At 43.5% G+C, this 23,002-nt stretch carries 27 protein-coding genes and 1 tRNA gene; 7 read left to right on the top strand and 21 right to left on the bottom strand.

Going from position 1 to position 23,002, the window contains the following annotated elements:
• Positions 1–6 precede the first annotated feature (6 nt).
• Both RLN88_RS04705 and RLN88_RS04700 read right to left on the bottom strand, forming a co-directional pair.
• Positions 7–405 (bottom strand): hypothetical protein, encoded by a 399-nt coding sequence (locus tag RLN88_RS04705; protein ID WP_350220229.1) that lies wholly within the window; start codon positions 403–405, stop codon positions 7–9.
• A gap of 60 nt (positions 406–465) precedes the next feature.
• Positions 466–4,872 (bottom strand): translocation/assembly module TamB domain-containing protein, encoded by a 4,407-nt coding sequence (locus RLN88_RS04700; protein ID WP_350220228.1) that lies wholly within the window; start codon positions 4,870–4,872, stop codon positions 466–468.
• Positions 4,873–4,976: 104 nt separating this feature from the next.
• Between RLN88_RS04700 and tsaD the strand changes: the two genes are divergently transcribed.
• From tsaD to RLN88_RS04680, 4 genes are read left to right on the top strand one after another with little or no spacing between them, the layout of a single operon-like run.
• On the top strand, positions 4,977–5,978 hold the full coding sequence (gene tsaD / locus RLN88_RS04695) for a tRNA (adenosine(37)-N6)-threonylcarbamoyltransferase complex transferase subunit TsaD (RefSeq protein WP_350220227.1): 1,002 nt from the start codon (positions 4,977–4,979) through the stop codon (positions 5,976–5,978).
• Between the two features lie 26 nt (positions 5,979–6,004).
• On the top strand, positions 6,005–6,472 hold the full coding sequence (smpB, locus tag RLN88_RS04690; protein WP_350220226.1) for an SsrA-binding protein SmpB: 468 nt from the start codon (positions 6,005–6,007) through the stop codon (positions 6,470–6,472).
• Entirely contained in the window at positions 6,469–6,978 is a 510-nt protein-coding gene (locus RLN88_RS04685) for an HNH endonuclease (protein WP_350220225.1), read from the top strand. The genes smpB and RLN88_RS04685 overlap by 4 nt, the downstream gene beginning before the upstream one ends.
• Positions 6,979–7,326 carry a hypothetical protein gene (locus RLN88_RS04680; protein ID WP_350220224.1) on the top strand — a complete coding sequence of 116 codons (348 nt, stop codon included), beginning with the start codon at positions 6,979–6,981 and terminating at the stop codon, positions 7,324–7,326.
• A gap of 58 nt (positions 7,327–7,384) precedes the next feature.
• On the opposite strand, the gene RLN88_RS04675 is transcribed toward RLN88_RS04680, so the two are convergent.
• The 12 genes from RLN88_RS04675 to RLN88_RS04620 form a co-directional block, all read right to left on the bottom strand.
• On the bottom strand, positions 7,385–7,846 hold the full coding sequence (locus RLN88_RS04675) for an ExbD/TolR family protein (protein WP_350220223.1): 462 nt from the start codon (positions 7,844–7,846) through the stop codon (positions 7,385–7,387).
• Positions 7,847–7,854: 8 nt separating this feature from the next.
• On the bottom strand, positions 7,855–8,475 hold the full coding sequence (locus tag RLN88_RS04670; RefSeq protein ID WP_350220222.1) for an ExbD/TolR family protein: 621 nt from the start codon (positions 8,473–8,475) through the stop codon (positions 7,855–7,857).
• Positions 8,475–8,777: a hypothetical protein gene (locus RLN88_RS04665; RefSeq protein WP_350220221.1), complete on the bottom strand. Its 303-nt coding sequence runs from the start codon at positions 8,775–8,777 to the stop codon at positions 8,475–8,477. The genes RLN88_RS04670 and RLN88_RS04665 overlap by 1 nt, the downstream gene beginning before the upstream one ends.
• Positions 8,778–8,798: 21 nt before the next feature.
• A complete protein-coding gene (locus RLN88_RS04660; protein ID WP_350220220.1) occupies positions 8,799–9,629 on the bottom strand; it encodes a MotA/TolQ/ExbB proton channel family protein in 831 nt (276 codons plus the stop codon).
• 140 nt (positions 9,630–9,769) lie between these two features.
• Positions 9,770–9,857 (bottom strand) — tRNA-Ser (locus RLN88_RS04655).
• 92 nt (positions 9,858–9,949) lie between these two features.
• A complete protein-coding gene (locus RLN88_RS04650) occupies positions 9,950–11,014 on the bottom strand; it encodes an asparaginase (RefSeq protein ID WP_350220219.1) in 1,065 nt (354 codons plus the stop codon).
• Positions 11,015–11,020: 6 nt separating this feature from the next.
• Positions 11,021–11,791, bottom strand: coding sequence for a TatD family hydrolase (locus RLN88_RS04645; RefSeq protein WP_350220218.1), 771 nt, complete (start codon positions 11,789–11,791; stop codon positions 11,021–11,023).
• On the bottom strand, positions 11,788–12,405 hold the full coding sequence (locus tag RLN88_RS04640) for a polysaccharide deacetylase family protein (RefSeq protein ID WP_350220217.1): 618 nt from the start codon (positions 12,403–12,405) through the stop codon (positions 11,788–11,790). The genes RLN88_RS04645 and RLN88_RS04640 overlap by 4 nt, the downstream gene beginning before the upstream one ends.
• Positions 12,402–13,589: a PP2C family protein-serine/threonine phosphatase gene (locus RLN88_RS04635; protein ID WP_350220216.1), complete on the bottom strand. Its 1,188-nt coding sequence runs from the start codon at positions 13,587–13,589 to the stop codon at positions 12,402–12,404. Before RLN88_RS04635 ends, RLN88_RS04640 begins: the two co-directional genes overlap by 4 nt.
• Positions 13,586–13,840, bottom strand: coding sequence for a hypothetical protein (locus RLN88_RS04630; RefSeq protein WP_350220215.1), 255 nt, complete (start codon positions 13,838–13,840; stop codon positions 13,586–13,588). The genes RLN88_RS04635 and RLN88_RS04630 overlap by 4 nt, the downstream gene beginning before the upstream one ends.
• Entirely contained in the window at positions 13,837–14,946 is a 1,110-nt protein-coding gene (locus RLN88_RS04625) for a glycosyltransferase (RefSeq protein ID WP_350220214.1), read from the bottom strand. Before RLN88_RS04625 ends, RLN88_RS04630 begins: the two co-directional genes overlap by 4 nt.
• A gap of 36 nt (positions 14,947–14,982) precedes the next feature.
• Positions 14,983–15,885, bottom strand: coding sequence for a hypothetical protein (locus RLN88_RS04620; RefSeq protein ID WP_350220213.1), 903 nt, complete (start codon positions 15,883–15,885; stop codon positions 14,983–14,985).
• Positions 15,886–15,887: 2 nt separating this feature from the next.
• On the opposite strand from RLN88_RS04620, the gene ruvC reads away from it, so the two are divergent.
• On the top strand, positions 15,888–16,442 hold the full coding sequence (ruvC, locus tag RLN88_RS04615) for a crossover junction endodeoxyribonuclease RuvC (RefSeq protein ID WP_350220212.1): 555 nt from the start codon (positions 15,888–15,890) through the stop codon (positions 16,440–16,442).
• Positions 16,443–16,448: 6 nt separating this feature from the next.
• On the opposite strand, the gene RLN88_RS04610 is transcribed toward ruvC, so the two are convergent.
• Positions 16,449–16,757, bottom strand: a complete 309-nt coding sequence (locus RLN88_RS04610) for a type II toxin-antitoxin system RelE/ParE family toxin (protein ID WP_350220211.1) — start codon at positions 16,755–16,757, stop codon at positions 16,449–16,451.
• On the bottom strand, positions 16,754–16,981 hold the full coding sequence (locus RLN88_RS04605; protein ID WP_350220210.1) for a hypothetical protein: 228 nt from the start codon (positions 16,979–16,981) through the stop codon (positions 16,754–16,756). The genes RLN88_RS04610 and RLN88_RS04605 overlap by 4 nt, the downstream gene beginning before the upstream one ends.
• A gap of 341 nt (positions 16,982–17,322) precedes the next feature.
• On the opposite strand from RLN88_RS04605, the gene RLN88_RS04600 reads away from it, so the two are divergent.
• On the top strand, positions 17,323–17,820 hold the full coding sequence (locus RLN88_RS04600; RefSeq protein ID WP_350220209.1) for a hypothetical protein: 498 nt from the start codon (positions 17,323–17,325) through the stop codon (positions 17,818–17,820).
• 3 nt (positions 17,821–17,823) lie between these two features.
• On the opposite strand, the gene RLN88_RS04595 is transcribed toward RLN88_RS04600, so the two are convergent.
• The 5 genes from RLN88_RS04595 to rsmA all read right to left on the bottom strand — a co-directional run bounded on the left by RLN88_RS04595 (position 17,824) and on the right by rsmA (position 21,867).
• Positions 17,824–18,222 (bottom strand): HIT family protein, encoded by a 399-nt coding sequence (locus RLN88_RS04595; protein WP_350220208.1) that lies wholly within the window; start codon positions 18,220–18,222, stop codon positions 17,824–17,826.
• Positions 18,222–18,692 carry a transcription elongation factor GreA gene (greA, locus tag RLN88_RS04590; RefSeq protein WP_502880097.1) on the bottom strand — a complete coding sequence of 157 codons (471 nt, stop codon included), beginning with the start codon at positions 18,690–18,692 and terminating at the stop codon, positions 18,222–18,224. The genes RLN88_RS04595 and greA overlap by 1 nt, the downstream gene beginning before the upstream one ends.
• Positions 18,693–18,807: 115 nt before the next feature.
• On the bottom strand, positions 18,808–19,749 hold the full coding sequence (locus RLN88_RS04585; protein WP_350220207.1) for an NAD(P)-dependent oxidoreductase: 942 nt from the start codon (positions 19,747–19,749) through the stop codon (positions 18,808–18,810).
• Positions 19,746–21,110 carry a magnesium transporter gene (mgtE, locus tag RLN88_RS04580; RefSeq protein WP_350220206.1) on the bottom strand — a complete coding sequence of 455 codons (1,365 nt, stop codon included), beginning with the start codon at positions 21,108–21,110 and terminating at the stop codon, positions 19,746–19,748. Before mgtE ends, RLN88_RS04585 begins: the two co-directional genes overlap by 4 nt.
• A gap of 1 nt (position 21,111) precedes the next feature.
• Entirely contained in the window at positions 21,112–21,867 is a 756-nt protein-coding gene (gene rsmA / locus RLN88_RS04575) for a 16S rRNA (adenine(1518)-N(6)/adenine(1519)-N(6))-dimethyltransferase RsmA (RefSeq protein WP_350220205.1), read from the bottom strand.
• A 70-nt stretch (positions 21,868–21,937) separates the two neighbouring features.
• Between rsmA and pdxA the strand changes: the two genes are divergently transcribed.
• Positions 21,938–22,981 (top strand): 4-hydroxythreonine-4-phosphate dehydrogenase PdxA, encoded by a 1,044-nt coding sequence (gene pdxA / locus RLN88_RS04570; RefSeq protein WP_350220204.1) that lies wholly within the window; start codon positions 21,938–21,940, stop codon positions 22,979–22,981.
• Positions 22,982–23,002 lie beyond the last annotated feature (21 nt).

The following is a 23,002-nucleotide window of genomic DNA, read 5'->3' as shown; positions in this document are numbered from 1 at the left end:
AAAATATCAATGAATATCCTTACCAGTGATTTTTAATTCCCAATCATCCGCATGTTCAGCGATCTCGGTAATCATTTCCTTGACCATGTCTTCCTTAAGATTGACCAGAAAATTGATGGCTTCTACTTTCAAAAATCCATCCTCGACTACAAACTTGGTATATGGATAATCTTTGGATGCCTCCAGGCACTCTTGAAATGGGATATCGTAGGTGAGTTCACAAACTTTGGATTTAAGGTGGATGACCTCCCTATTGTAGCCGGGATGCTTTACAATGTGACCGGTCACCGTCTGAAACCTTCCTCGCTTAAGTGGTACAATAATCACTGACTGAGTATCGTCATACTCTCTATATTCCCCTCCAATTTCTTTGGCGTAGTTTTGACTAAACTTTCTATAATTCATGGCTTATGAGTTTTCACTTATAAGTTAGCGAATTCCAATTGAATTATTTTCAAATCTCATTTAATAGCTACTGGATGGGTCTTTTTGAGATGTGGAATCATTCTCAACCTTTGGCTCGGTCTCTTCTTCCCTTCTTCGCAATATTGCTTCGTCCCTCTTCAAAGTAAGAAGTTCGGTCAAATCATTGAAGGAATGTACAAACCTCAGACTTATGCCTGTTTCCTGATTTTGTTGATTTTCGTTAATCAGAATTCTTTGATTGGTGTTTCTGAATACCTTGGCCCTTAGTCTTCCATCTTTGGTCAGACTGTATTCCACAGACCAATCCCCTACGATATCATTCAGCACATTGTCATTGTTGTCATTTTGATTTCCAAAAGTTCCTCCTCTTGTGACCTTCAGTCTGCCATTGAGGAAGGTGTAAGCGAATCTAAGCTGGAAGGTATTGAAGGCATCTCGGTTCAAGTCTGCGAGGTTAACTTCCACTTCCAAATTCTCATCAATCTGGCTCACCAGGTAGCTTACTTGGCTTGACAGGAATTCGCTTACACTATTACCAACACTACCGCCCCCACTCAGGGTGAAACTCTGACGAGGCGAGAATCTCTTCAAAAAAAGGAGACTTATGACTTGCCTTTTTAACTCCTGCTCATCATTGCGAATCTGTGAAAGAAGCGGAATGTTATGTTGATTGGCATCTGCTTGATTCTGTAGTTCTAAATCAAAATCAATTTGCGGTGAAAGCATGCCACCTTCGATTCGAAGAAATACTAAAATAGGAACCTTATTTGCCAAATCCGTCGGATCCTGATCTGTCGGATTTTCAAGCTCCTCAAAAGATGCCCGTTGTAAATATGTCGCATCTAAATCCAGAGTTGCGTTGTATGGGTCCCCATACCAGGTGATTCGACTCCCCGGAACTACGTCAAATTCCTTATTGATGAAATTAGGAACGGTGAAATTGTAAGCACCTTCCGTAATTTCGAGAGGACCGAACATATTGAAGTCCCCATCTGTGTCGAGCCTAAGTTTTAGGTTACCTCGCCCTCGCCCACGAATGATATCTCCTGTTTTTATGTCAAAAATCAGCTCACAGTAAGCATCAGGTGTGACCTCAATATCAAAATCTAGTGTGAGGCCTGATATATTGAAGTTCTCTTCAATCTCTACTCTTGTGGTATCAGTAAAATCCACAAAAGAGATATACTCTTCCTGCCCTACACTGGTGCCGTCTGAGATCGGTACAAAAAATCTGGTATCTGACTCTGTCCGAATGCTTGCGCCAATGTGTAAGTCCTTGAGTGGTCCGGTAACATTTATGGTGCCCGTTCCATACGCTGAACCATAGTATAGTTTGTTATCCAGAGAGGTGGTATTTAGAAACTCAAAATTATTTGCCCTGATCTGCACATCTGTAGTAAGGTTGGTAAAGCCCGAATGTCTTATTGATCCTGAAACCACAGCCCGGGATCCCTTACGGTCTGTCAAATCAAAATTCGTCAATCGAATACTTTTGGGATCAAAGTCGATCCGTCCTTCAAAGCCATAGGTAGTGTTGAGGTAGTTGACGGTGACGTTCCCGTTTTGAACCCTGCAATTCCCTATCACATTTGGGTTCTTTATGCTCCCAGTAAGTTTTAGTGAACCACTGGCTGATCCGGCAATGTTTGAAAAATTAGTCTCAAGAAACGGCTGTCCCATCACCAAATCCGCATCATCAAATTTCACATCAAAATTGAGTTGCTCCTTTTCACTGAGCGGGTAATAGTAACCTTCGATCTGGACCGCATTTACATTTTCACGTTCTATCTCGACCTTTGAAAAAACGCTCTGCTCGAGTGGATTCCACCTGGAAGATCCACTCACATCGCCCACATTGAGTTCGTCATATGTGAGATTCTTTAGCAAAAACCCACCATCAAATTTGAATGACTCGGTACTTGTTTCCCTAAACATCCTAAAGTTTCCATTTAAAAATCCTCCTATAGACGCCTCAGAAAAAAGCCCTGCTTTGTTCATGTTTAAGTCTTCCGAAGTTATTGTAATGGAGGTTGGGATTGAATCGGCATATACTCCCTCCACTGAAATTGATTCGCTGGAATCATAGATTTCAAAATTTGAAATAGTGGTCTTTGTCGATTTGATGACTATCTGATTGGTGGGATTGAACGTCCAATCATCATCCAACAACTTGATCTCTGATGGTAGCATTTTCAAGATGATTGAGTCTTCCATAAGATCTAAGCTACTCTGAAGCCTGAGTGCGCTGGCTGTTCCCGGCTGGCTCACAATAGTTGTCAGGTCAATGTTATCATTATACCATACACCTTCTAGAAGCAAATCCTGAGTGTTTGGCATACCTGAAATTACCTGCTCACTGGATTCGAAGATGAAATTGGTAAGTATTCCATCAGAATCCAGCTCTTGGGAACCGTTTATTTCGAGGATGGGATGATGAAATTCATTTCTTCCGATAAAAAGTGTGTCAGCTTCCAAGTAGAAGGAAATATTGGCATTTTTACTCTGTCTAAAACTACCCTCCACAAAGGTTTTTCCCCCAATCGAAATAGGAAGCTTCAATGAGTCTATATAAGGCGAAATGTCGTCAATCCTTGCATTTAGATTGATCTTGTAGCTTTGACCACTTCCTTCCAATTCGGTTGTGTCCCCTCTCAGTCTTAGCTCCGATGCATAGCTAGCCGCCATTGCAGGTATGTCCTTTATCGCATCCGACACTTTAAAATTACCCTTCACGGTCGACTTAAAGCCTGGAAATGCTAATTCAATTGTTCTGGAGCTATCCTCATCGATCTGAGCATTGAACCGGATTGAGTCCAATACTATCTGTTTTCCATCCAGGACAAATAACCCAGAATCTATTTCCAGTTTTGCAGTGAAATCATCGATATCCAAATTATGCACCTCAAGCTGAATTTTTCCTTTTGATTCAATTTGCCTGCCAGTAAGATTGAGATCATCAGCATTGAATACATCCACATTCATATCCACTTCAAGAATTTCATCCTTTTGTTTTAGGTCGATCTGCGCTGTGCCATTGAGCCTGCAATTGGGATCGTATACTGAAAATGTACCGTTGAAATAGTTCTTTGCAAACTTTCCATTGGCTTTGATGGTGTCATAAACATAGCCCTTCAAGCCACTCTGGTAGATGAGTGCATCCAAGTCAAAATCTGCATTATCAGGCCTGATCCCCTTTCCATTGATGGAAGCTTTCAAATTTATTTTTTGAATAACCTGGTTCCTGAAAAAAGCCCCCACGTTCACATCCTTAAACTCGAGATTTCCGGCATAAGACATTTGTGTGGGATCATCGGGGATTTTGAGGTTGATGTCCGTGTGCACAGAACCCTGGTCCGTCACAAAATCTCCACGGGCGACAAAGTCCTTTACAAATCCGGCAAAGCTCCCAGTGAAGTCAATCTTACCCATGCGCTCCAGGTTGCTGGAGTATTTACCAATGTAGGGTTGAAGGTCTGAAGATAGCACGTGGGAATCAGTAAGGTCTGCCAGGATGAAAGTTTGCGAAATATCCGGTAATCCAAAACAGCTCACCCCTCCTACAAAATAAGAATTGCCATATCCAAAGCGCGTATCCTCAATATTAAAGTCCCCCACCGTGCCCCATATGACTCCATCGATGGTTATGTCAGATTTAATTTGATCCAGGCCTGTCACGGTTTTAAAATCCTTTTGTGAGATTTTAGATTTTTTGAAATGAAGAATGAATGAGACACTATCCACAAAACTTCCAAAATCATCCAATCCATTGTAGAAGAACTCAAGACTATCTGAAATGTGACTCGTTGGGGTGATAAAGTTCAGATCATCCACACTAAGCGATTGATTGCTGAGCCTCATTTTGGTATTGAAATCAGAGATGCTAAATCCAGAATACTGCTCCACCCCTCTCATTTGAAGAATGTTGGCCAGGATGGTATCTGATTTCAGCTCCAGCTCCGAAACAAGTAGATCGGGGATATCAAATTTCAGATTGCCAAAATCGAGCTTGCTACTATCTGTCCGTTTGGTCATGTCCCTCAGGCTTAAGTCAAGGTCTGTCAACGAAATCTGACCGATATGAAGCGGCTTTGATTGCTTCTTTACAGTATCCTTCTTAAGAGCATTGAGAAATTCCGATAGGTTGAGTTTAGACATAGAGTCATATTTCACCAGCTTCAATCTAAGCCCACTGGATTCGATCTCCTGCACATTCAAATAATCCCCATTGATCAAATCCATTAGCCGGTAATTAACCGTTAGACTTTTGGTAAAAATCAGGGTGTCCATTTCCCTATCCCGAATAAGAATCTCCTCCATGCTGGCCTGATCCAGCCATGAAACTTTAACCCTGCTTAGAGAAATCTCGTGATCAGTTTTTTCTGAAAGAATCTCCAGAACTTTTTGCGCCAGAAATGTTTGAACCGGGCGAAGCTGCAGGAGCAACATCACTAAAAGAAAAAATATCAAAGAATAGAATAAAACACCTGAAATAACCTTCCAGAGTACCCTGCGAACTTGCGATATCGTTATCTTGGCCTTCAAAAAAAGCGGTGGCGGTTATTCTTGGTATCGAGTCTTCTTGTGACGAAACTTCAGCATCAATCTGTATAAACGGCAAAGTAATCAATAATGAAATTGCCAGCCAAGCTATCCATGAGCAGTACGGCGGTGTAGTGCCCGAACTTGCCTCACGGGAACATCAGAGAAATATCGTGCCAGTTGTAGATCATGTGCTCACTCACGCTAGTATAAACGCAAAAGACCTGGATGGGATTGCCTATACTCGGGGACCCGGGCTGCTTGGTGCCCTGCTGATTGGTTCGAGCTTTGCAAAATCCATGGCTGCCTCATTGGATATCCCCCTGATCCCTGTCCACCACATGAAGGCCCACGTGCTTGCACACTTTATCGACGATCCAAAACCCGACTATCCGTTTCTTTGCCTGACAGTGAGCGGTGGTCATACCCAAATTTTACGGGTGAATGGCGCTACAGATATGGTCATCCTCGGACAGACTCAGGATGATGCTGTAGGAGAGGCTTTTGATAAAGCCGCCAAGTTGCTGGGGCTTCCCTATCCTGGCGGACCAATGATTGACCAGCTGGCAAGAGATGGCGATCCTGGTGCTTTTCAATTCGCCGAATCGGAGATGCCTTACCTGGACTACTCGTTTAGCGGCATCAAAACTTCTATTCTCTATTTCCTCAGGAAAGAGGTGCAGCAAGACAAGGATTTTATCCATAAAAATATCCACAACCTGGCCGCAAGCATACAGCACACACTTATTTCAATGCTCATGACTAAACTCATAAAAGCTTCAGAACAAGAAGGAATCCATCAGATGGCCATTGCCGGTGGCGTATCTGCCAATAGCGGTTTGCGACAGAGGCTGGAACAAGAAGCAAATAAACGGGGCTGGAATGTATTTATCCCTGACTTCCAATATTGCACCGACAATGCGGGCATGATCGCAATCAGTGGACATCTGCTGTATGAGCATGGGGCTTTCGGCTCAATTACTGACAGTCCCCTGCCACGAATGCCCTTTTAACAAGCTGATATTTATATATTTAACCCATGAGTAAGGATAAGAGCAGATTTTCCAACAATATTCAAATCAAGAATCGCAAAGCGAGCTATGAGTATGAATTTGTGGAAAAGGTGGAAGCAGGCATTATGCTGAAGGGCACAGAGATAAAATCCTTGCGTGAAGGGAAGGCGAGTATACAGGAGGCTTATTGTTTTTTTAAAAAAGATGAACTCTTCATTAAAGGTATGAACATCTCCCCTTACTCCCAGGCAAGCTTTGAAAGTCATGACATGACCCGTGATAGAAAACTTCTTTTGAAAAAGCGGGAGCTGGAAAAATTCAAATCCAAAATGGAAGAAAAAGGGTTAACAATCATTCCCGTCCGGATTTACATAAACAGCCGGGGGCTTGCCAAGCTGGAAATTGCTTTGGCGAAAGGGAAGAAAATCTACGACAAGCGAGACAGCATTAAGAAAAAGGATCAAAAACGTGAACTGGATCGAATGAAGCTATGAACGCCGTGCTGGTACTTAATCAGGATTACACTCCGCTCACCGTTTGTTCCGTGCAGCGTGCGTTTATGCTTGTCTTCCTGAAAAAGGCTGACCTTGTTACTGAAATGAAAAACAAGAAGCTTCGATCAATCAGTCAGACCTTTCCATTCCCATCTGTGATCAAAGTAAAGTATTATGTCAGCATACCTTACAAAGGGGTGGTGATGAGCCGTCATAATATTTTTAAAAGAGACGGTGGAAAGTGTCAATACTGTGGTACCAACAAAGACCTGACCATTGATCATGTGATCCCGCGATCCAAGGGAGGAAAATCCACGTGGACCAATTTGGTGACTGCATGCAAGAATTGTAACTCCAGAAAAAGTGATTATGCCCTGGAAAAAGTGGGAATGAAGTTGCTAAAGCAGCCTGTAAAACCTTCCTATCTTACCTTCCTGCGAATGAATAAAAGCATCTACAGGGAGGATTGGGCTCCTTATTTAAACCCTAAAAAAGTAAGTGCATAAATGAAGTATTTAGCCCTTTTCCTGATCACCGTACTTGCCTTTGGATGCAACCCGGGAAGTGAAGAAGAATCTGAACGGGATGAGACCCTCGAAAAGTTTGAAGAGCAAAAGCGTGAGCTTGAAGAAGAAATACAGCAACTCAAGGAAGACTCCAAAGAGGCCGCTGATGATGCGAAAAGGGAAATTGAAACGTCCCTGAAAAACCTTGAACGCCAAAGAGAGAAAGTAATCAAGGAAGCAGACAAACTCCGGAAAGCAACGAGCAAAGAACTGGAAAATGCACTTGATGAAGCCAGAAAAGAGTACGAGAAATGGTTGAAAGAGAAGAAAAAGCAGCTCAAAGACTGAAACAAAAAAGAACCTGATCAAATGATCAGGTTCTTTACTTATCTGTAGAAAAAGTTATTTATTTATCAAGACCTTTAAGTGACTTATAAAGGATTTTTCGCGCATTAGACTTTCTTAGTGTCTGCTCCACATCGGAGACAATCCCCATTTTTACTTCAGAGTCAATATTCAGTGCCATGGTGATGCGATCTCTCTCTGCTTCAGAAAGCTTATCCTTTTCCTGATTTACAAAAAGAGTTAATTCTTCCGGCTCCATGAATACATCGTTTGTTTGAATCCTTGGTTCTTCACCATAAGTTCCAATATTCTTAGGCTCACCAATGTAAATGTGGCTCACCAACGATTTCTTCTGAATCTTAGAAAGCTGCTGCGCCTGAGGTAATACCTGCTTTACAAGTATCTCCTGCTCTCTCATCACAGTAGTTACCATGAAGAAGAATAGCAGCATGAAGATAATATCTGGCAATGCTGCCGTAGGTATATCCTGTGATGCTTTAGAATTTTTCTTAAACTTCGACATAGTATCTCTTATTTATCTGGTTCTGCAATTGAGATTGCCTTAGGAATCCCCTGTCTCGCCTGCTGATACATTCGCTTCTCTACATCCTTGCTTTGATCAAGCTGTAGAAATTCATCAGCGGTAATACCCACTCGCTCGCCATAAATTTCATTGTATGCCGCTTGCACCGCATCCAATACATCTATATAAAGTTCGTAGCTGGTACCTCTGTTTGCTTTAAATGAAACAACCGCCTTGCCTGGGTGATCTGAAGAACTCGGGCTTTGTCCAGCTCGGGCTTTCATCTGAGAAGGGAGGCTGTTGTATGTATCAATACCTTCCTGATCAGGATTCCCAAAGTTTAAGACGAAAGCTTTCACTTCCTCTTTCAACTCCGACATGGGCTTGTTATAAGGCTCATTCTCAACCAAAAGTTGATCATTCGAATTTGCCAATATCTTAAAGATATTTCGCTCCTGAAATTCAATTTCAGGCTGATCTGGTTCTGGTGGAGGAGGTAGCTGCATCAAAATTCCTTTGTCATTCGCAATCGTGGTTGTAACCAGGAAGAAAATGAGCAAAAGGAAGGCAATGTCTGCCATAGAGCCTGAACTCACTTCCGGAGTGCCTCTATCTTTATTCCTCGCCATTATTCAGCTGCTTTTTTAATTTCTGTATAAACAATTCCTCCAATAGCTGCAATCGCCAAAATATAAAAAGTGGTCAATCCTGCACCTACCATTTTCGTTGCACTCACAGAAGCATCACCCATGGCTTCTCCACTCGCAGTAAGATACGATACAAGAAAAACCACAACAAGTGCTCCCACTCCGATCCCCATTTTCTTTAAAGAATCCGGGTCGCCAAACGCCTTCACTAACGGCATTCCCACTGCTGTGAGAACACATACGCCAATGAGTATATACGATATAAATAATCCTACATCTACCATAGTCTACTCTATTTTAGATGATTACTTAGAAAGATTGTGCTTCACAAGAAGGTCTACCAAAGAGATAGATGCATCTTCCATGCTGTTCACGATTGAGTCAACTTTTGACACCAGGTAGTTGTAGAAAAGCTGAAGAATAACAGCCACGATCAAACCACCTACAGTAGTCAAAAGTGCTACTTTAATACCACTAGCCACAAGTGCCGGAGATACGTCACCAGCTTCTGCAATCGCATCGAAAGCTTCGATCATACCAATTACCGTACCCATGAAACCAAGCATCGGTGCAAGAGAGATGAAAAGTGAGATCCAGATCATTCCTCTTTCCAGCTTGCCCATCTCTACTGATCCGTATGCGATAATTGATTTCTCAACCATTTCAATACCTTCAGACATTCTCATCAATCCCTGCACGAAAATAGAAGCCACAGGACCTCTTGTGTTTCTGCAAACTTCTTTAGCTGCATCAGGACCACCTGCACTTAGTGCATCTTCCACGTCAGCAAGAAGCTTCTTCGTGTTGGTAGAAGCCATATTAAGGTGAATAATTCTTTCTATTGCGATAGCCAAACCAAGGATCAAACATGCAAGAACGATACCCATGAAAGTTGGTCCTCCATCGATGAATTGTTCTTTTACTACTTGGTGAAATCCTTTGGATGGTGCTTCTTCTTCTACAGGAGCAACGATCTCTGCAATTTCTTCTACAGGCTCTTCGTAGGCCTCTTCTGCCTGAGCTGAGTCAGCAGCAGCTACTTCAGTGGAATCTGCTTCAGAGTCAGAAAAACCTTGTGCTGAAGCACTGAAGGTGAATACACCTGCCAACATTAAGAGAGTCAATAACTTTTTCATAATTCAGTCTTGTAAGTTAAGTCTTCGGTTTAGTTAAATATTTAAGTTTTAGTAAATCCAAATTTGCATGTTCATTCCCACAAAATTCGCACCATTCATCAAAAATGTCGAACTCTGCAGGCCTGGCTCTGCAAAAATCGCAGAGAGGAAGGGATTCGAACCCTCGATACCCTTTTGGGGTATACACACTTTCCAGGCGTGCGCCTTCGACCACTCGGCCACCTCTCTGTAGGTCGTCACTTTTTGACGGGCTACAAATAAATCACGAAAAATACCTTTATGCAAGTTTTATCTTAAACATAAAGGCTATTTCGGAGCAATCAGTCAAGCTCATGATCCATCTCACCAGCTAATGAATGGGTTAGTCGTTGTTTTCTCAAATTTTCATCTTTTTCTTCTCCCAGCAAAAACATCAGTTTGGTGATTGCAGCCTCCGTAGTAATGTCCCCGCCACTCAAAACCCCTATCCTAGTCAGGTTTTTACTTGTTTCATATTTGCCCTGCTCTACTTGCCCACCTACACATTGGCTCACATTCAGGATGATTTTGCCTGCCGCTATCGCATCTTTCAGGCAATTGATAAACCAGTCAAACTTCATGATGTTTCCTGAGCCAAATGACTCCAAGACAATTCCTTTCACGCTGGGTTCCAGAATAGTGGCCCGGACAGCCGCCTCTGTGATGCCAGGGAATATTTTAAGGATGGTGACATGCGGATCAAGTTGATTCCTAACCACCAGATTCGCGTCAGGATTAAAGGGTTTCAGAGCCGCATAGTTGTATTCGATTTCAATTCCCGCCTCTGCCAGCACCGGATAGTTTTCTGACTCGAAAGCGGCAAAAGTGCTGCTCCGCAATTTCTGCGCTCGTGACCCCCTGAGGAGCAGATGATTGAAATACACACAGACTTCACTTATGATTGGTCTGCCTTCATTGTGGGCAGCTGCGATCTCCAGCGCCGTGATCAAATTCTCCCTGGCATCCGACCGAATGGATCCGATGGGCATTTGTGCTCCTGTGAAAATTACCGGTTTGTTGAGGCCATCCAGCATATAGCTCAGCATGGAAGATGAATAGGCCATGGTGTCGGTTCCGTGCAAGATCACAAAAGCATCGTATTGAGCATAATTTTCCTCAATGATGTAGGCCATGTCCTTCCAGTCTTGCACGAGGATATTGGAGGAATCGATGGGTTTGGGAAAGGAAATGACGGTGAGTTTAATTCCTAACTGGCGCAACTCCGGCACCCTGTCCACCACTTTTCCAAAATTGAACGGAGCGAGCGCTCCGGTAGCATCCTGAACCATCCCGAACGTGCCGCCGGTGTAGATGATCAGCACCGACCGATCCCCCGTCTCATTGATGTTTACAATCTTGTATTTCAATGCCTGTTACTTTTGAGTCGGGAAAAATAGCGCATTTGCATTAGCTGTGGTCAATTCATCCAGCGCTTCTTTTGTGATGGCGAGATATTCAGCCACCTTGTCTGCTACCAGAGACACGTATGCAGGCTCATTTCGCTTTCCCCGGTGTGGTGCAGGCGTCAGATACGGACTGTCCGTTTCGAGAATTATCCTGGATCGGTCCAGGTGAGGGATGACCTGATCCATACCTCCATTTTTGAAAGTACTCACACCTCCCAGGCCAAGATAAAAATTAAGTTCTGTGATTTGCCTGGCCTGCTCCACGGTACCGGTAAAGCAATGAAAGACTCCTCGCAAACCTCTTCCTTCATAGTTTCTTACCAATTCAATGGTCTCATCGATGGTCTCCCTGCAATGAATCACGATTGGCAGATCATGCTTCAATGCCAGTTCGCATTGAAAATGGAAGGCTTCCTTTTGCTGCTCCCAGAAGGTTTTGTCCCAATACAAGTCTGTGCCCATTTCCCCTATTGCTAAAAATGGTCGCTTTTCCAGCCATTCTTCCACCAGTTTAAGTTCCTTTTTAAAGTCTTCCTTTACGGAACATGGATGCAACCCCATCATGGCATGGCAGACACCTGGGTACTTTTCCTCCAATTTCAACATAGAGTCAATGGAGGTGCTGTCAATATTGGGGAGGAGGATTTTTTTAACCCCGGCATCCATTGCTCTTTGGATTACTTCTTCCATGTCTTCCTGAAAATGCTCCAGATATATGTGGGCGTGGGTGTCAATCATGGTATTATTTCGAATTTGAACCCTTTGTCTCGAAAGTGCAAAAGGATTTCGGGAAGAATCTTCTTCAGGTTCTTGAAAGCTCTGGAAGAATCGTGAAAAACGAGGATGCTCCCCGAACCGGCTTTTTTAAGCTGACGGATCGATTTTTCAACATTCAGTTTTTGATCAAAATCCCACGAAAGGTGGCTCCACATGATGATTTTCCTATCCAATATTTTGATCTGGCGTTTCCGAATTCTCCCATAAGGAGGCCTGAATAAGTTGGACTTCATCCCTAATTCCGCCATGACCTCTTCTCCCAGCTTCACATCCTCCAAATATTGCAGGTCCTTTGTTTTCCATCCTTCCAGGTGACTGTAGGTATGATTCCCGATCTGATGCCCTTCATCCATGATTCGCTTCCCCATTTCAGGATTTGCCTCCAGATTTTTCCCTAAACAAAAGAAGGTTGCTTTTGCATCAAATTGCCCAAGTATCTCTAATACCCAGGGGGTCACCTCTGCATCCGGCCCATCATCGAAAGTCAGGTAAATCGCATCTTCTGACCGAATACGCCAGGTTAATTCAGGATATAAGAGAGATATGAATCGGGGTGTTCTGTAGAACCGCATCATTTATTATGAACCCGACAGGTGAGCATGGTGATGTCATCATGAAAGGGCTCATTTCCCCTGAAGTCATTTAACCGCTGCAGGATTTCGCTGTGATGCTCGGACAAATCCTCCGGGCAATCTTCCTTCAGCAACTCAATGAGCCTATCAAACTCAAAGGCCTCATCCTTTTCATTAAAAGTTTCTGTCAAACCATCCGTGTACATAAAGAGGAAAAAATCCTCCAGACTGGCAATGCGCTGGGTCTCTATGAAGGGCAATGGGTCAAACATACCAAGCACCGTGGTTCCATCATTCAGGAGGTCAATGCCACCTCCATGCTTTAAGACTATCTCATTATGACCACAATTGATATACTCCAGCTCTTTGGTCTTGAAGTCGTAAATCCCCGCAAAAAAAGTGATGAAATTCTCCGCATTTCCGCTCACATAGGTGGTATGATTGAGCTCCGTGACTATCTCATAAAGGTCTTTCGTCTGTCTAACCAATGCCCTTAAGGACGCCTGAAAATTGGACATTAACAAAGCGGCAGGTACCCCTTTTCCCGAAACATCCGCAATGCATGCAAGGAAGCGATTTTCATTAATCTGGATGTAATCGTAGTAGTCTCCGCCTACATCATGGTGAGGAAGGTAGAAAGCCTCAATTTGCAATCGCTCTATTTTGGGCAACTCCTTCGGAAACAAGAAATTCTGAACCTTCTTGGCTATTTCCAGTTCCCTGCGATACGCCTCCTGCTCCATCTGCTGACGGGCCAGTCGCTTGTTTTCAATGGCCACCAGGATGATATTGGTCAAGGCGTTCAAGAAGCGATTTTGAACACCCAGTTTAGTATCCGACTCCATAAAAACTACTGCCAGTAATTTGCTTTTATGAAACACGGGGAATACCGAATCAAACTCATCAAAGGAAGTCTCCACCATGCCCATTTGATTTTTTAGCTCCTTATACTCCTCCGGCAGGGTGCTGCCTATCAGATTATTCGTTGTGCCAAAATTTACCCTACACATCCACTGATCCTGCTGCTGCGTGTAAAGTGCCAACTTATTGATTTTCAAGTCGGCTAGAAGTGTGAATTTGTAGATCTTGAGGAGATCATCCTCAGGCAAATTATTATTTACCGCCTGGGTCACTTCCAGCAGCGCATTGAGTTGCAAATCCTTTATGTCCAGTGAAGTTTCCTTCATTGAGTGTTGTGTTCAAATAATCCCTTCTTAGATGCCAGGTAAAAGAACGATTGGAAGTCCTTATCCAAATCCAGCTTCTCCAGCTCCGATTGCTCATCGACGGACTTATACACCCTCACCCATCCCTTTTTTGTCATTTCCATTAAGTTCTTCTTTAATTGATCGTCAGAAAACCCGGTAGCTTCTTTCAGATCATTGTAGGCAGTAACGAAATATAATTCGTCTATAATATCAAATTCCTCGTCGGTCATCCGTATTTCCTTCCTTTCCAGGTGTATGAACCAAAGATAGAATTCATCCCCATGAATAAGACATGCAATGGATAAATAAATTGAAAGATGAGCAATGGCAAAAAGGCGTTTTTCCCCAGAACAAACCGATTGACGGGTGCCACAAAAGTCAACATAGCAATGAACCGCAGCAGCACAATTCCACTCATCCAGAGCGGATTGAACCAACCAACAATAGCTCCAAAGATGCCCACATAAAAGAAGAGGTAATCTAAAAAGAAAAGCACGGCACTCACGCGCACTTTCCGGTTTCTGTTGTGCTTCCACTTGCTTGTCCAGCGAGTACGCTGATTGATGAACCCTCGCAAACTGGGATGGGCAGCAGTGCTCACCACTGCTTCTGGGTTTTTCAAGAAGTGCGTGGAGTGCGGGAATTTTCTCATAATGTTGAAGAGCAAAAACTCATCGTCACCGGAAGGTGTGAAGAGGTTATTGGTATATCCGCCTACCTCCTCGAATGCTCGTTTGCGAAAGCCCAGGTTTGCCCCGCTACACATGCTGGGGTTTTCATCGGAGATGGTGACTGCCCCAAAACCCATCAATCCTGAAAACTCTACCTGCTGCAATCGGGCAAACAAGCCCTTTCCCCTGATCGCCACAGGCCCGGCGACCATATTGGTGGATTCGTCAAATGCATCATTATATGATCGAATCCAGTTTTTCCCAAACCAGCAATCCGCATCAGTGGTGAGGATGGTTTCGTGAGTGGCTTCCAAGATACCTTTAGTCAGAGCGTGTTTCTTCCCCTGCTTTTCCCGATCCTCCAACTGTACTGACCGAACAGCAATATCCAATGCGTCAGTTGCCTGAATCACTTTTTGTACCGTGTGATCCTCGGAAAAATCATCCACTATAATGACTTCAAAAAGATCCTTAGGATAGTCCTGCTTTGCCAGGTGACTTAAAATCCGATCGATTGTTTGCTCTTCGTTTCGAACCGGGATGATCACCGAAAAAGGAATCATTTTTTCATGCGCCGAAACGGAGGGAATTCTGCTCCATCCCTGAGCCAGTCTCAGGTAGAAAAGCACATTAAGTAAAGTGAATCCGCCAATCAAAAAGATCATCGCGCAATGTTAACCCGAATAATCCGACAATCATACCTAAGCAGATAGGGTCTTATAGCGAAGTATGAAGATCAGCCCGATGAATGAGGGGATGACGGTATTAATGATCCAAATGAAAAAGATCGGGACAATCACCAACTGTAGGTTCGCAACATGCGGCTCAAAAAACAAAATACCAGAGGCCTCCCTCACTCCTACACCTCCGAAAAACAAGGGTAGCATCGAACGAATCAGAAAAATCCAACCGATACCGGCAAATAGTAGCTCAGCTGATAAATCCGGCAAAAATGTCGACAACAGCAAATAAAACTGCAAGACGAAAACCGCATAACGGATGAAGGAGATCAAAGTGATTTGAAGAAAGGTCGATGGCTTCAATTTTCGGAAGTAGATGAGAAATTTTCGGAGAGGTTTCTTGAAAGCAAATACACCCGCTGACATCACAAGAAAACCCAGGCCGGTCAGCCAGCCTTTCCATTCGTAGCTGACAGCTAATTTACTCACGCCATAAAGCCCAAGCACCGCGGTGAAGCACAACATGATTCCCCGATTCATCATAGCGGCGGCAGTGGATTGATGCCTGTCCTTTTGTGGTTCTATTCTGGCTATCAAATCACCCGAGGTGAAAGGCAGAACCCAATTAAGCGCAAGTCCGCCAAGGATAGCTCTCCAGGCTCCATTCATGGAGATGGATTCAAAAGTTTTTACAGACATTCTCCATCGCAGAGCCTCCAGATACCAATTAAAAACCATCAGGAAAAGAACAAGTGCAACGATAAATTCGAACGAACCGGGCCATACAAAATCAGTGAGTCTGATTGATTGGTCTTGAAGCTTTGAGAGAATGAAGTAGAGGCAGCCAGCTAATACTACCACTTTGATCGCTCCAATGAGCCATGCGTTTTGAAGGTAGTTTGAATGGTTGTTCTTAATTTGCATCTGTGGCGATAAAAGAGCGAATCATTTTAGGCATAGACCCGGGTACGAATGTAATGGGATATGGGCTGATCCACTGCAAAGGTGAGAAAATGAATGTAATCCAGTTTGGGGTGATCCATCTCAATAAATACAAAAACCACGAAATCAAACTAAAGAAAATCTTTGAGCGGGTAACTGAGCTCCTCAAAGAATACCTTCCCGATGAAGTAGCACTGGAGGCTCCATTCTTTGGAAAAAATGTGCAGTCTATGCTAAAGCTGGGTCGTGCGCAGGGCGTGGCGATGGCTGCAGCCCTCAATCGTAATATGCCCATTCATGAGTACGCTCCGAAAAAGGTGAAGCAATCGGTAACCGGAAATGGCAATGCTAGTAAAGAGCAAGTTGCAAACATGATCCAGATGCTCCTGAAGTTCGAAGACGCTCCTAAACTCATGGATGCTACAGATGCACTTGCGGTTGCGATTTGTCATCACTATTCCTCCAAATCAGGAATCCCCAACGCAGGAAAGAAAAGCTGGAAATCGTTTATTGCAGATAATCCGGGTAGGGTGAAGTAAAAATACTTACAGAGTTAAATCTTTATTAGGCTCTTGACTCGTGTGGATGACATTCAATATATCAATTGTCTCATCACTTACCTGATAAACAATCCTGTAACTCCACTTAAAATATCTTCGGATGTTTCCGGGATTATTGGTGTAATATTCATCTAGCTGATACTTCTCAGGATGTTCATTTAGTGATTTGGAAGCGTCTATGATTTCTTTTTTGACTCTTTGTGCTGCCACCTTGGAATCTTGCTTTATAAAGTCATGATGATACTTTAGAGACTTTTTAGCTCTTTCAGACCATATTACTTTTTTCTTTCTCACCAATTGTCAGATTCCTTTTCCAAATCTTCAACAGAGGTGAATCTCCCCGCTCTTATTTGGTCTCTTGATTCGTCAATAAAATTGATATACTCATCCATGGTCATTGATGAGAATGGGCCTGATGAACCTTTTAAAATTGTGTGTATAGCCATCAGTTTTTCTTCATCCTGTATGCTATCAATAACTTGATGTAGTTGTACTTGTAAATCAGAGACACTGTTCATCCTTAAAAGTTTTTTACAAAATAACGATTTTCTGTGAGAATAGATTTTCAAGATGGAATAAAACAAAAAAACTACTTCCGGTATATCTAATTAATATCCAACCGCCAATTTTTCAGATTTGAAATCTGAAAACCATGGTTTCGGAAGGTCAAGGAGGTTGTTTTTCTTTTCCTTTTGTTTGGATTCCCCATGCATCGAGCAAAATACCCCCAATTAGGTATTTACTTTCGTTACCTGATAAAGCAATTTAGGGATCAAAAACCGCCGGGTTGGTTTCCCCGCAAAATGGATTTGAGGGATATTATATAAATTAGACAAGTACGAAAAATCACCTATGTCCAATGAGATACCTAACCATTCTACTCCTGCTCCCCCTCACCCTGCCGGCACAAACCGAAGACCCCAATGCCAAAGTAAAAGCCCTGGGAGTGCCAGAAGAGGAAATAAGGAATTTATGTGAAGCTGCCCGGGGACAACTTCCTGCGTTTTACGATTGGAACATCCCGGCAGTGATGGAAATAATTTGCGATATCGAAGGCAAACCCTACCCCGACTTCCCCATCAAGGCTGAAGCCCACGAGTGGCTGGCCAAAATCTGGGATGAGAAATATTCCTGCGTCTATTGCAAGATTACGCAAAGTATCACGGGCTCCCTGGATATGATGGCGCTTTATCATGAAGAACAAAACTGGGTTTATGCACTTAATATGCCTGAAGGGGTTTTTAATGCGGACATTAACAAAATACGCGTGATCGTCGAAGGACGACTTTTCAAACAAAAAACCCACCTTCCGGTGGATCCAATATCTAACATCCAACTACCAACTACTTGCTACTAACTCCTACTTCCCGTAAGCCTCATTAATCCTCTTAGCCGTCTTAGCGAGTTCTTCTTTGGTTGGGGAGAGTTTCATTCGGCTAAAGTTCATGTCATCAACTGAATTGATTGGGATCAGATGAACGTGTGCATGGGGCACTTCCAGGCCAATCACCGACACACCGATTCGCTCGCATGGCACTACCTTTTCGATTGCCTTAGCCACTCCCTTGGAAAAAGAGAATAAGCCAGCCAAGGTTTGATGATCCAGGTCAAACACGTAATCCACCTCTTTTTTGGGAATCACCAATGTATGCCCCTCTACCAGTGGATTAATATCTAAAAATGCGAGGTAGTTGTCGTCCTCTGCTACGATATGCGCAGGAATTTCACGATCTACGATCTTGCTGAAAATACTTGCCATCAGATGGAAATGTCCAGAATTTCAAACTCAATATCCCCGGCCGGTACTTTGATCATGGCCTTCTCACCTTTTTTCTTTCCTAGCAGCCCTTTACCGATTGGCGACTGTACAGAGATCTTGCCACTTTTCAGATCAGCCTCTTCCTCTGCCACCAGCTGGTAGGTCACTTCCATGTTTGTTTTCTTGTTCTTGATTTTCACCGTAGAAAGGATGGAAACCTTGGAGGTATCAATCGATGACTCATCAATTACACGAGCATCTCCCACCACTTTTTCCAGTTTGGAAATCTTCAATTCAAGTAGCCCCTGAGCTTCTTTTGCTGCATCGTACTCAGCATTTTCACTCAAATCTCCCTTGTCACGAGCCTCGGCAATTTGCTTTGCCATATCCGCTCTCCCTTTGGTCTTAAGCTCGTTCAACTCTGCTTTGAGTTTGTCCAGACCTTCTTTTGTGTAGTAATTAACTGCCATAATGGTATTACCCCTTTAAACAAAAAATAACGGCCTCACATTGAAGCCGTTTTCTCGTCTTTTGATATTTTGATGATGCAAATATATATAGAATTTGCCCCTCAAACACAAAATCTCATGAAAGCTCGTCTTTGATTTTTTGTGCGATTACCTCGCTTATACGCCGATAAGACTCATAGGTCCACCCCCCAATGTGTGGCGTAATGAGCACATTGGGTTGGGATGTCAGTTTGTCCAACAGAGCCTTTTCCTTATCAGTATAGCTCTCCAATTTCTCATTTTCCAAAACATCCAGTCCTGCGCCATAGAGTGTCCCATCTTCCAAAAGCTTGATAAGTGCCGAGGTGTCCAACACCTCACCTCTCGCTGTGTTGAGCAACACTTTGAGACTTTTAAATTTTCGAAGGTAAGTCTCATTAAAAAGTTGTCGGGTTTCATCATTGAGCGGAATGTGTAAACTTAATATTTCCGTCCGCTCCATCAACTCATCCAACTCCACATTCTTAATGAAACCTCCATCAAATTCTCCTTTGTATTTATCAAATCCTATGATCTCACATTCAAATCCCTTGAGTTTTTGGGCAAATGACATCCCCATATTTCCCACACCATAAATACCTACCACCTTGCCCTTGAGCTCAATGCCCCGATTGCCTTCTCTATCCCAAACATGATTCTTGATTTCCTGATGCGCTGAAGATATCTTGTGTAGCAATGAGAGCAACATCCCCAGCGTATGTTCCCCAAGAGAATCTCTGTTTCCCTCCGGAGCGTTGATTGCCTTAATGCCCCTCACAATGAGATAATCCTTGTCCACCTTGTCCATTCCGGCCCCTGCCCTTGCCACAAACTTTAGATTTTTTCCTGCATCAATCAACTCACGATCTACTGCAGCCTTGCTACGAATGATCAGCCCATCAAAGCCACCAATAATTTCCAGGATACCAGACCGATCTATGACAGGCATATATACAGGCTCATACCCCATCCCCTTGAGTAGTGGAAGGATGCATTCGTGCATATCGTCAGCGATGAGAATTCGCTTCTTGGTCGTCATAAATTATACAGTAGGTGTGCTGTCGAGAAATAGACAGCCAAACCCAACAAATCGTTCGTTGTAGTAATAAACGGACCTGAGGCCAGTGCCGGATTTACGCCAAAGCGATTAAGTAAAAGTGGTGTGATAGTGCCCATGAAAGAGGCCAGCAGCACCACAGAAAACAAAGCAATGGCTACTGTGGCCGCAAGGGGCTGCTCCCGCATCACCAGGATCACCGCACCAAAAACCATTAGCGAAAGAATGGCTCCATTGACAATGGCCACCATGAATACTTTCAGGAGGCGCTTCCACATACTGTCCGCAAAGACATTGGGATTGGCCAAACTCTGAACCACAATAGAGGAAGATTGAATTCCAACGTTACCACCCGATGCAGTAATAAGTGGAATGAAAAAAGCTAACGCCGGCACGATGATAATCTCATCTTTAAAGAAGCCCATGAACTGTGCTCCCACCAACCCTCCTACCATCCCGATGATCAACCACGGCAACCGGGCACGTGAGATTTTCCATACGGTATCATCCTCCTCCACATCGGAGCTCATACCTGTCATCAACTGCCTTTCTTCATCGGCGATCTCTTTGATTACATCAATCACGTCATCAATGGTGATACGCCCCACAAGCTTGCCACGGGCATTCACCACAGGCACTGCTTCCAAGTCATATTTTTGCATGATGTCAATAACCTCATCTTCAGATGTTGAGGTCTCGACAGATATAAGTTGACTATCGAAGACATCTGCAACCTTAGATGAAGATTTTGCAATGATCAGGTTCTTTACCGCCACTTTGCCCACCAGTCGGTCATGATCATCTACCACATATACAGAGTAAATTTTCTCCACATTCTCTGCCTGCTTTCTGATCTCCTCGATACACTGGAGAATGTTCCAGTTCATGTTGGCTTTGATTAGCTCCTTTGCCATCAGCCCCCCAGCCACATCTTCGTCATATTCCAGAAGCTCCATCAGGTTGGAAGCTTTCTCTTCATCGGATATCTGTCGAATCACCTCATTACGATCAGTAACCGACATCTCATAGAGTATATCTGTGCCATCATCGGAATCCATCAACTCCACAAAAGAAGCCAGATCAGTCGCTGAGAATTCTTTCAAAAATTCTTCTCTAACATCCTCCTCCAGGTCTTCTAATATCCGTGCCCCCACCTCTCTGGGCAGAAGGTCGAATACATACTTGCATTCCTTGGAGTCAAACTCATCCAGCAAGGCCGAAATATCCGCAGGGTTTACTCCCTCCAGGGTGGATTTAATGAAAGCAGTATCCTGAGCATCAAGGGCCTGCTGAAACCGATCCTTGAATTCGACAGATAATTCAAAAGTCATTGCTGCTTCCATGTCAGGAAATTTTTTCGGTAAGCGAGATAAAATCTTGAACGGATAACTGCTCAGCCCTCAGGTCCATTTCGGCGAGTGCTTTTGCAGATTCCGACAAATTTAGGTCTTTTAGGGCGTTGCGCAAGGTTTTCCTGCGCTTGCCAAACCCGGTCTTCACTACCTGCTTGAATCGCTTTTCATCGCATGGTAGTTGAGTTACTTCATTCCGTTTCAGGCGGATTACAGCAGACTGTACCTTGGGTGGCGGATTGAAAACTCCAGGTGACACTTTGAATAAATATTCGATATCGAAGAACGCCTGAAGCAAAACACTCAGAATACCGTAGGTTTTGTTTCCGTGCTTCGCACAGATCCGATCAGCCACTTCTTTTTGGATCATGCAGACCACCTCGTCAACCTTGCTTCGATCATCCCAGATTTTAAAAAAAAGCTGAGAGGAAATGTTGTAGGGAAAATTTCCAATGACATTAAATCGATCAAAAGGAACATCATACTTCAGATAGTCCTGAAGTATAAACCGATATCCGAAGGTTGGGTATGTGTTCTTCAGGTATTCGATGGATTCTTTGTCCACATCAAGCGCATAAAAATCCACCTCGTGCTGGATCAGATATTTGGTAAGCACTCCGGTACCCGGGCCGATTTCCAGCAGAGGAAGAACGGCATCATTCTTCAATGCCTCCACAATTTTGAAGGCAATGTTTTCATCCTTCAAAAAGTGCTGGCCTAAATGTTTTTTGGGTTTTACGCTTGACAACTTCTTTGGTGTTTATATAATTGGTCGAATTTTTCGGATTAACTTCAATTTTGATAAAAGTACTGTGCAAATGGGTGAATCCTCACACAAAAAAAGTAAACCTGTCATTGGAATCACCATCGGTGATATAAATGGAATTGGTCCCGAGGTAATAATCAAGGCGTTGGAGGATAATCGCATCCTGCGTCTATTCACTCCGGTGATCTATTCATCTGCAAAGGTGATTTCCTTTTATCGTAAAAACCTGGACAAAGAGACCTTCAACTTTCAGCAGATCGCGAGCATTGATAAGGTAGCACACAAAAAGGTGAATGTGCTTAATGTGTGGGATGAAGCGGTGGAAATAACACCAGGCCATGCCAATGAAATCGGTGGGAAATACGCAGTAATTTCATTGCAAAAAGCTGTGGCTGATTTGAAAGAAGGAAAAATTGACGCCATCACCACTGCGCCCCTCAGCAAGGATCTTGTGCAGTCCGATGATTTTAAATTTCCAGGTCACACCGAATACCTCACCCAGGAAGCAGGAGAATCTGACAGTCTGATGTTTCTGGTGCACGATGGTTTGCGGGTTGGTGTTGTTACCGGGCATATCCCCCTCCAGGAGGTAAGCAAAAAAGTATCAAAGGACAAAGTCATTTCGAAACTCCAAAAAATGATCAAATCCCTGCAGAAGGATTTTGGCATCAAAAAACCAAAGGTTGCTGTTCTGGGGCTTAACCCTCATGCAGGGGAAAATGGATTATTGGGAGATGAAGAAATCAAAGTACTCATTCCCGCCATGGAGGAAGTAAGGAAGGGTCACAATATTGTATCCGGTCCTTTTCCTGCCGATGGATTCTTTGGAATGGGCTCATACAAACAGTATGATGGCGTATTGGCAATGTACCACGATCAGGGACTGATTCCTTTTAAGACATTAGCCTTTGAGGAAGGCGTGAATTATACGGCCGGACTACCTTTTGTACGTACCTCACCCGACCATGGGACAGCCTTTGCCATAGCTGGTAAAAATCAGGCTGATCCTACCTCCTTCCGAAATGCGCTCTACCTGGCCAATGACATTATCCGTCAGCGCAACGAGAATAGGTATGAAAACGCTGATAAAAAGTAATTAGCTAAAGTTTTTCTAGTA

Source organism: Ekhidna sp. (assembly GCF_040223195.1).
Lineage (GTDB): Bacteria > Bacteroidota > Bacteroidia > Cytophagales > Cyclobacteriaceae > Ekhidna.
This window is presented reverse-complemented; position numbering and strand designations above follow the sequence as displayed.

Bases quoted from the DNA above. Each gene is read 5' to 3' on its own strand.
- RLN88_RS04630 (WP_350220215.1), bottom strand. From the start codon at position 13,840: ATGACCGACGAGGAATTTGATATTATAGACGAATTATATTTCGTTACT.
- RLN88_RS04625 (WP_350220214.1), bottom strand. From the start codon at position 14,946: ATGATCTTTTTGATTGGCGGATTCACTTTACTTAATGTGCTTTTCTAC.
- pdxA (WP_350220204.1), top strand. From the start codon at position 21,938: ATGGGTGAATCCTCACACAAAAAAAGTAAACCTGTCATTGGAATCACC.
- RLN88_RS04680 (WP_350220224.1), top strand. From the start codon at position 6,979: ATGAAGTATTTAGCCCTTTTCCTGATCACCGTACTTGCCTTTGGATGC.
- RLN88_RS04620 (WP_350220213.1), bottom strand. From the start codon at position 15,885: ATGCAAATTAAGAACAACCATTCAAACTACCTTCAAAACGCATGGCTC.
- RLN88_RS04600 (WP_350220209.1), top strand. From the start codon at position 17,323: ATGAGATACCTAACCATTCTACTCCTGCTCCCCCTCACCCTGCCGGCA.
- RLN88_RS04670 (WP_350220222.1), bottom strand. From the start codon at position 8,475: ATGGCGAGGAATAAAGATAGAGGCACTCCGGAAGTGAGTTCAGGCTCT.
- RLN88_RS04585 (WP_350220207.1), bottom strand. From the start codon at position 19,749: ATGACGACCAAGAAGCGAATTCTCATCGCTGACGATATGCACGAATGC.
- RLN88_RS04595 (WP_350220208.1), bottom strand. From the start codon at position 18,222: ATGGCAAGTATTTTCAGCAAGATCGTAGATCGTGAAATTCCTGCGCAT.
- RLN88_RS04645 (WP_350220218.1), bottom strand. From the start codon at position 11,791: ATGATTGACACCCACGCCCACATATATCTGGAGCATTTTCAGGAAGAC.
- RLN88_RS04605 (WP_350220210.1), bottom strand. From the start codon at position 16,981: ATGAACAGTGTCTCTGATTTACAAGTACAACTACATCAAGTTATTGAT.
- RLN88_RS04660 (WP_350220220.1), bottom strand. From the start codon at position 9,629: ATGAAAAAGTTATTGACTCTCTTAATGTTGGCAGGTGTATTCACCTTC.
- RLN88_RS04665 (WP_350220221.1), bottom strand. From the start codon at position 8,777: ATGGTAGATGTAGGATTATTTATATCGTATATACTCATTGGCGTATGT.
- RLN88_RS04700 (WP_350220228.1), bottom strand. From the start codon at position 4,872: ATGTTGCTCCTGCAGCTTCGCCCGGTTCAAACATTTCTGGCGCAAAAA.
- RLN88_RS04635 (WP_350220216.1), bottom strand. From the start codon at position 13,589: ATGAAGGAAACTTCACTGGACATAAAGGATTTGCAACTCAATGCGCTG.
- RLN88_RS04685 (WP_350220225.1), top strand. From the start codon at position 6,469: ATGAACGCCGTGCTGGTACTTAATCAGGATTACACTCCGCTCACCGTT.
- smpB (WP_350220226.1), top strand. From the start codon at position 6,005: ATGAGTAAGGATAAGAGCAGATTTTCCAACAATATTCAAATCAAGAAT.
- RLN88_RS04705 (WP_350220229.1), bottom strand. From the start codon at position 405: ATGAATTATAGAAAGTTTAGTCAAAACTACGCCAAAGAAATTGGAGGG.
- mgtE (WP_350220206.1), bottom strand. From the start codon at position 21,110: ATGGAAGCAGCAATGACTTTTGAATTATCTGTCGAATTCAAGGATCGG.
- RLN88_RS04640 (WP_350220217.1), bottom strand. From the start codon at position 12,405: ATGATGCGGTTCTACAGAACACCCCGATTCATATCTCTCTTATATCCT.
- RLN88_RS04675 (WP_350220223.1), bottom strand. From the start codon at position 7,846: ATGTCGAAGTTTAAGAAAAATTCTAAAGCATCACAGGATATACCTACG.
- greA (WP_502880097.1), bottom strand. From the start codon at position 18,692: ATGGCAGTTAATTACTACACAAAAGAAGGTCTGGACAAACTCAAAGCA.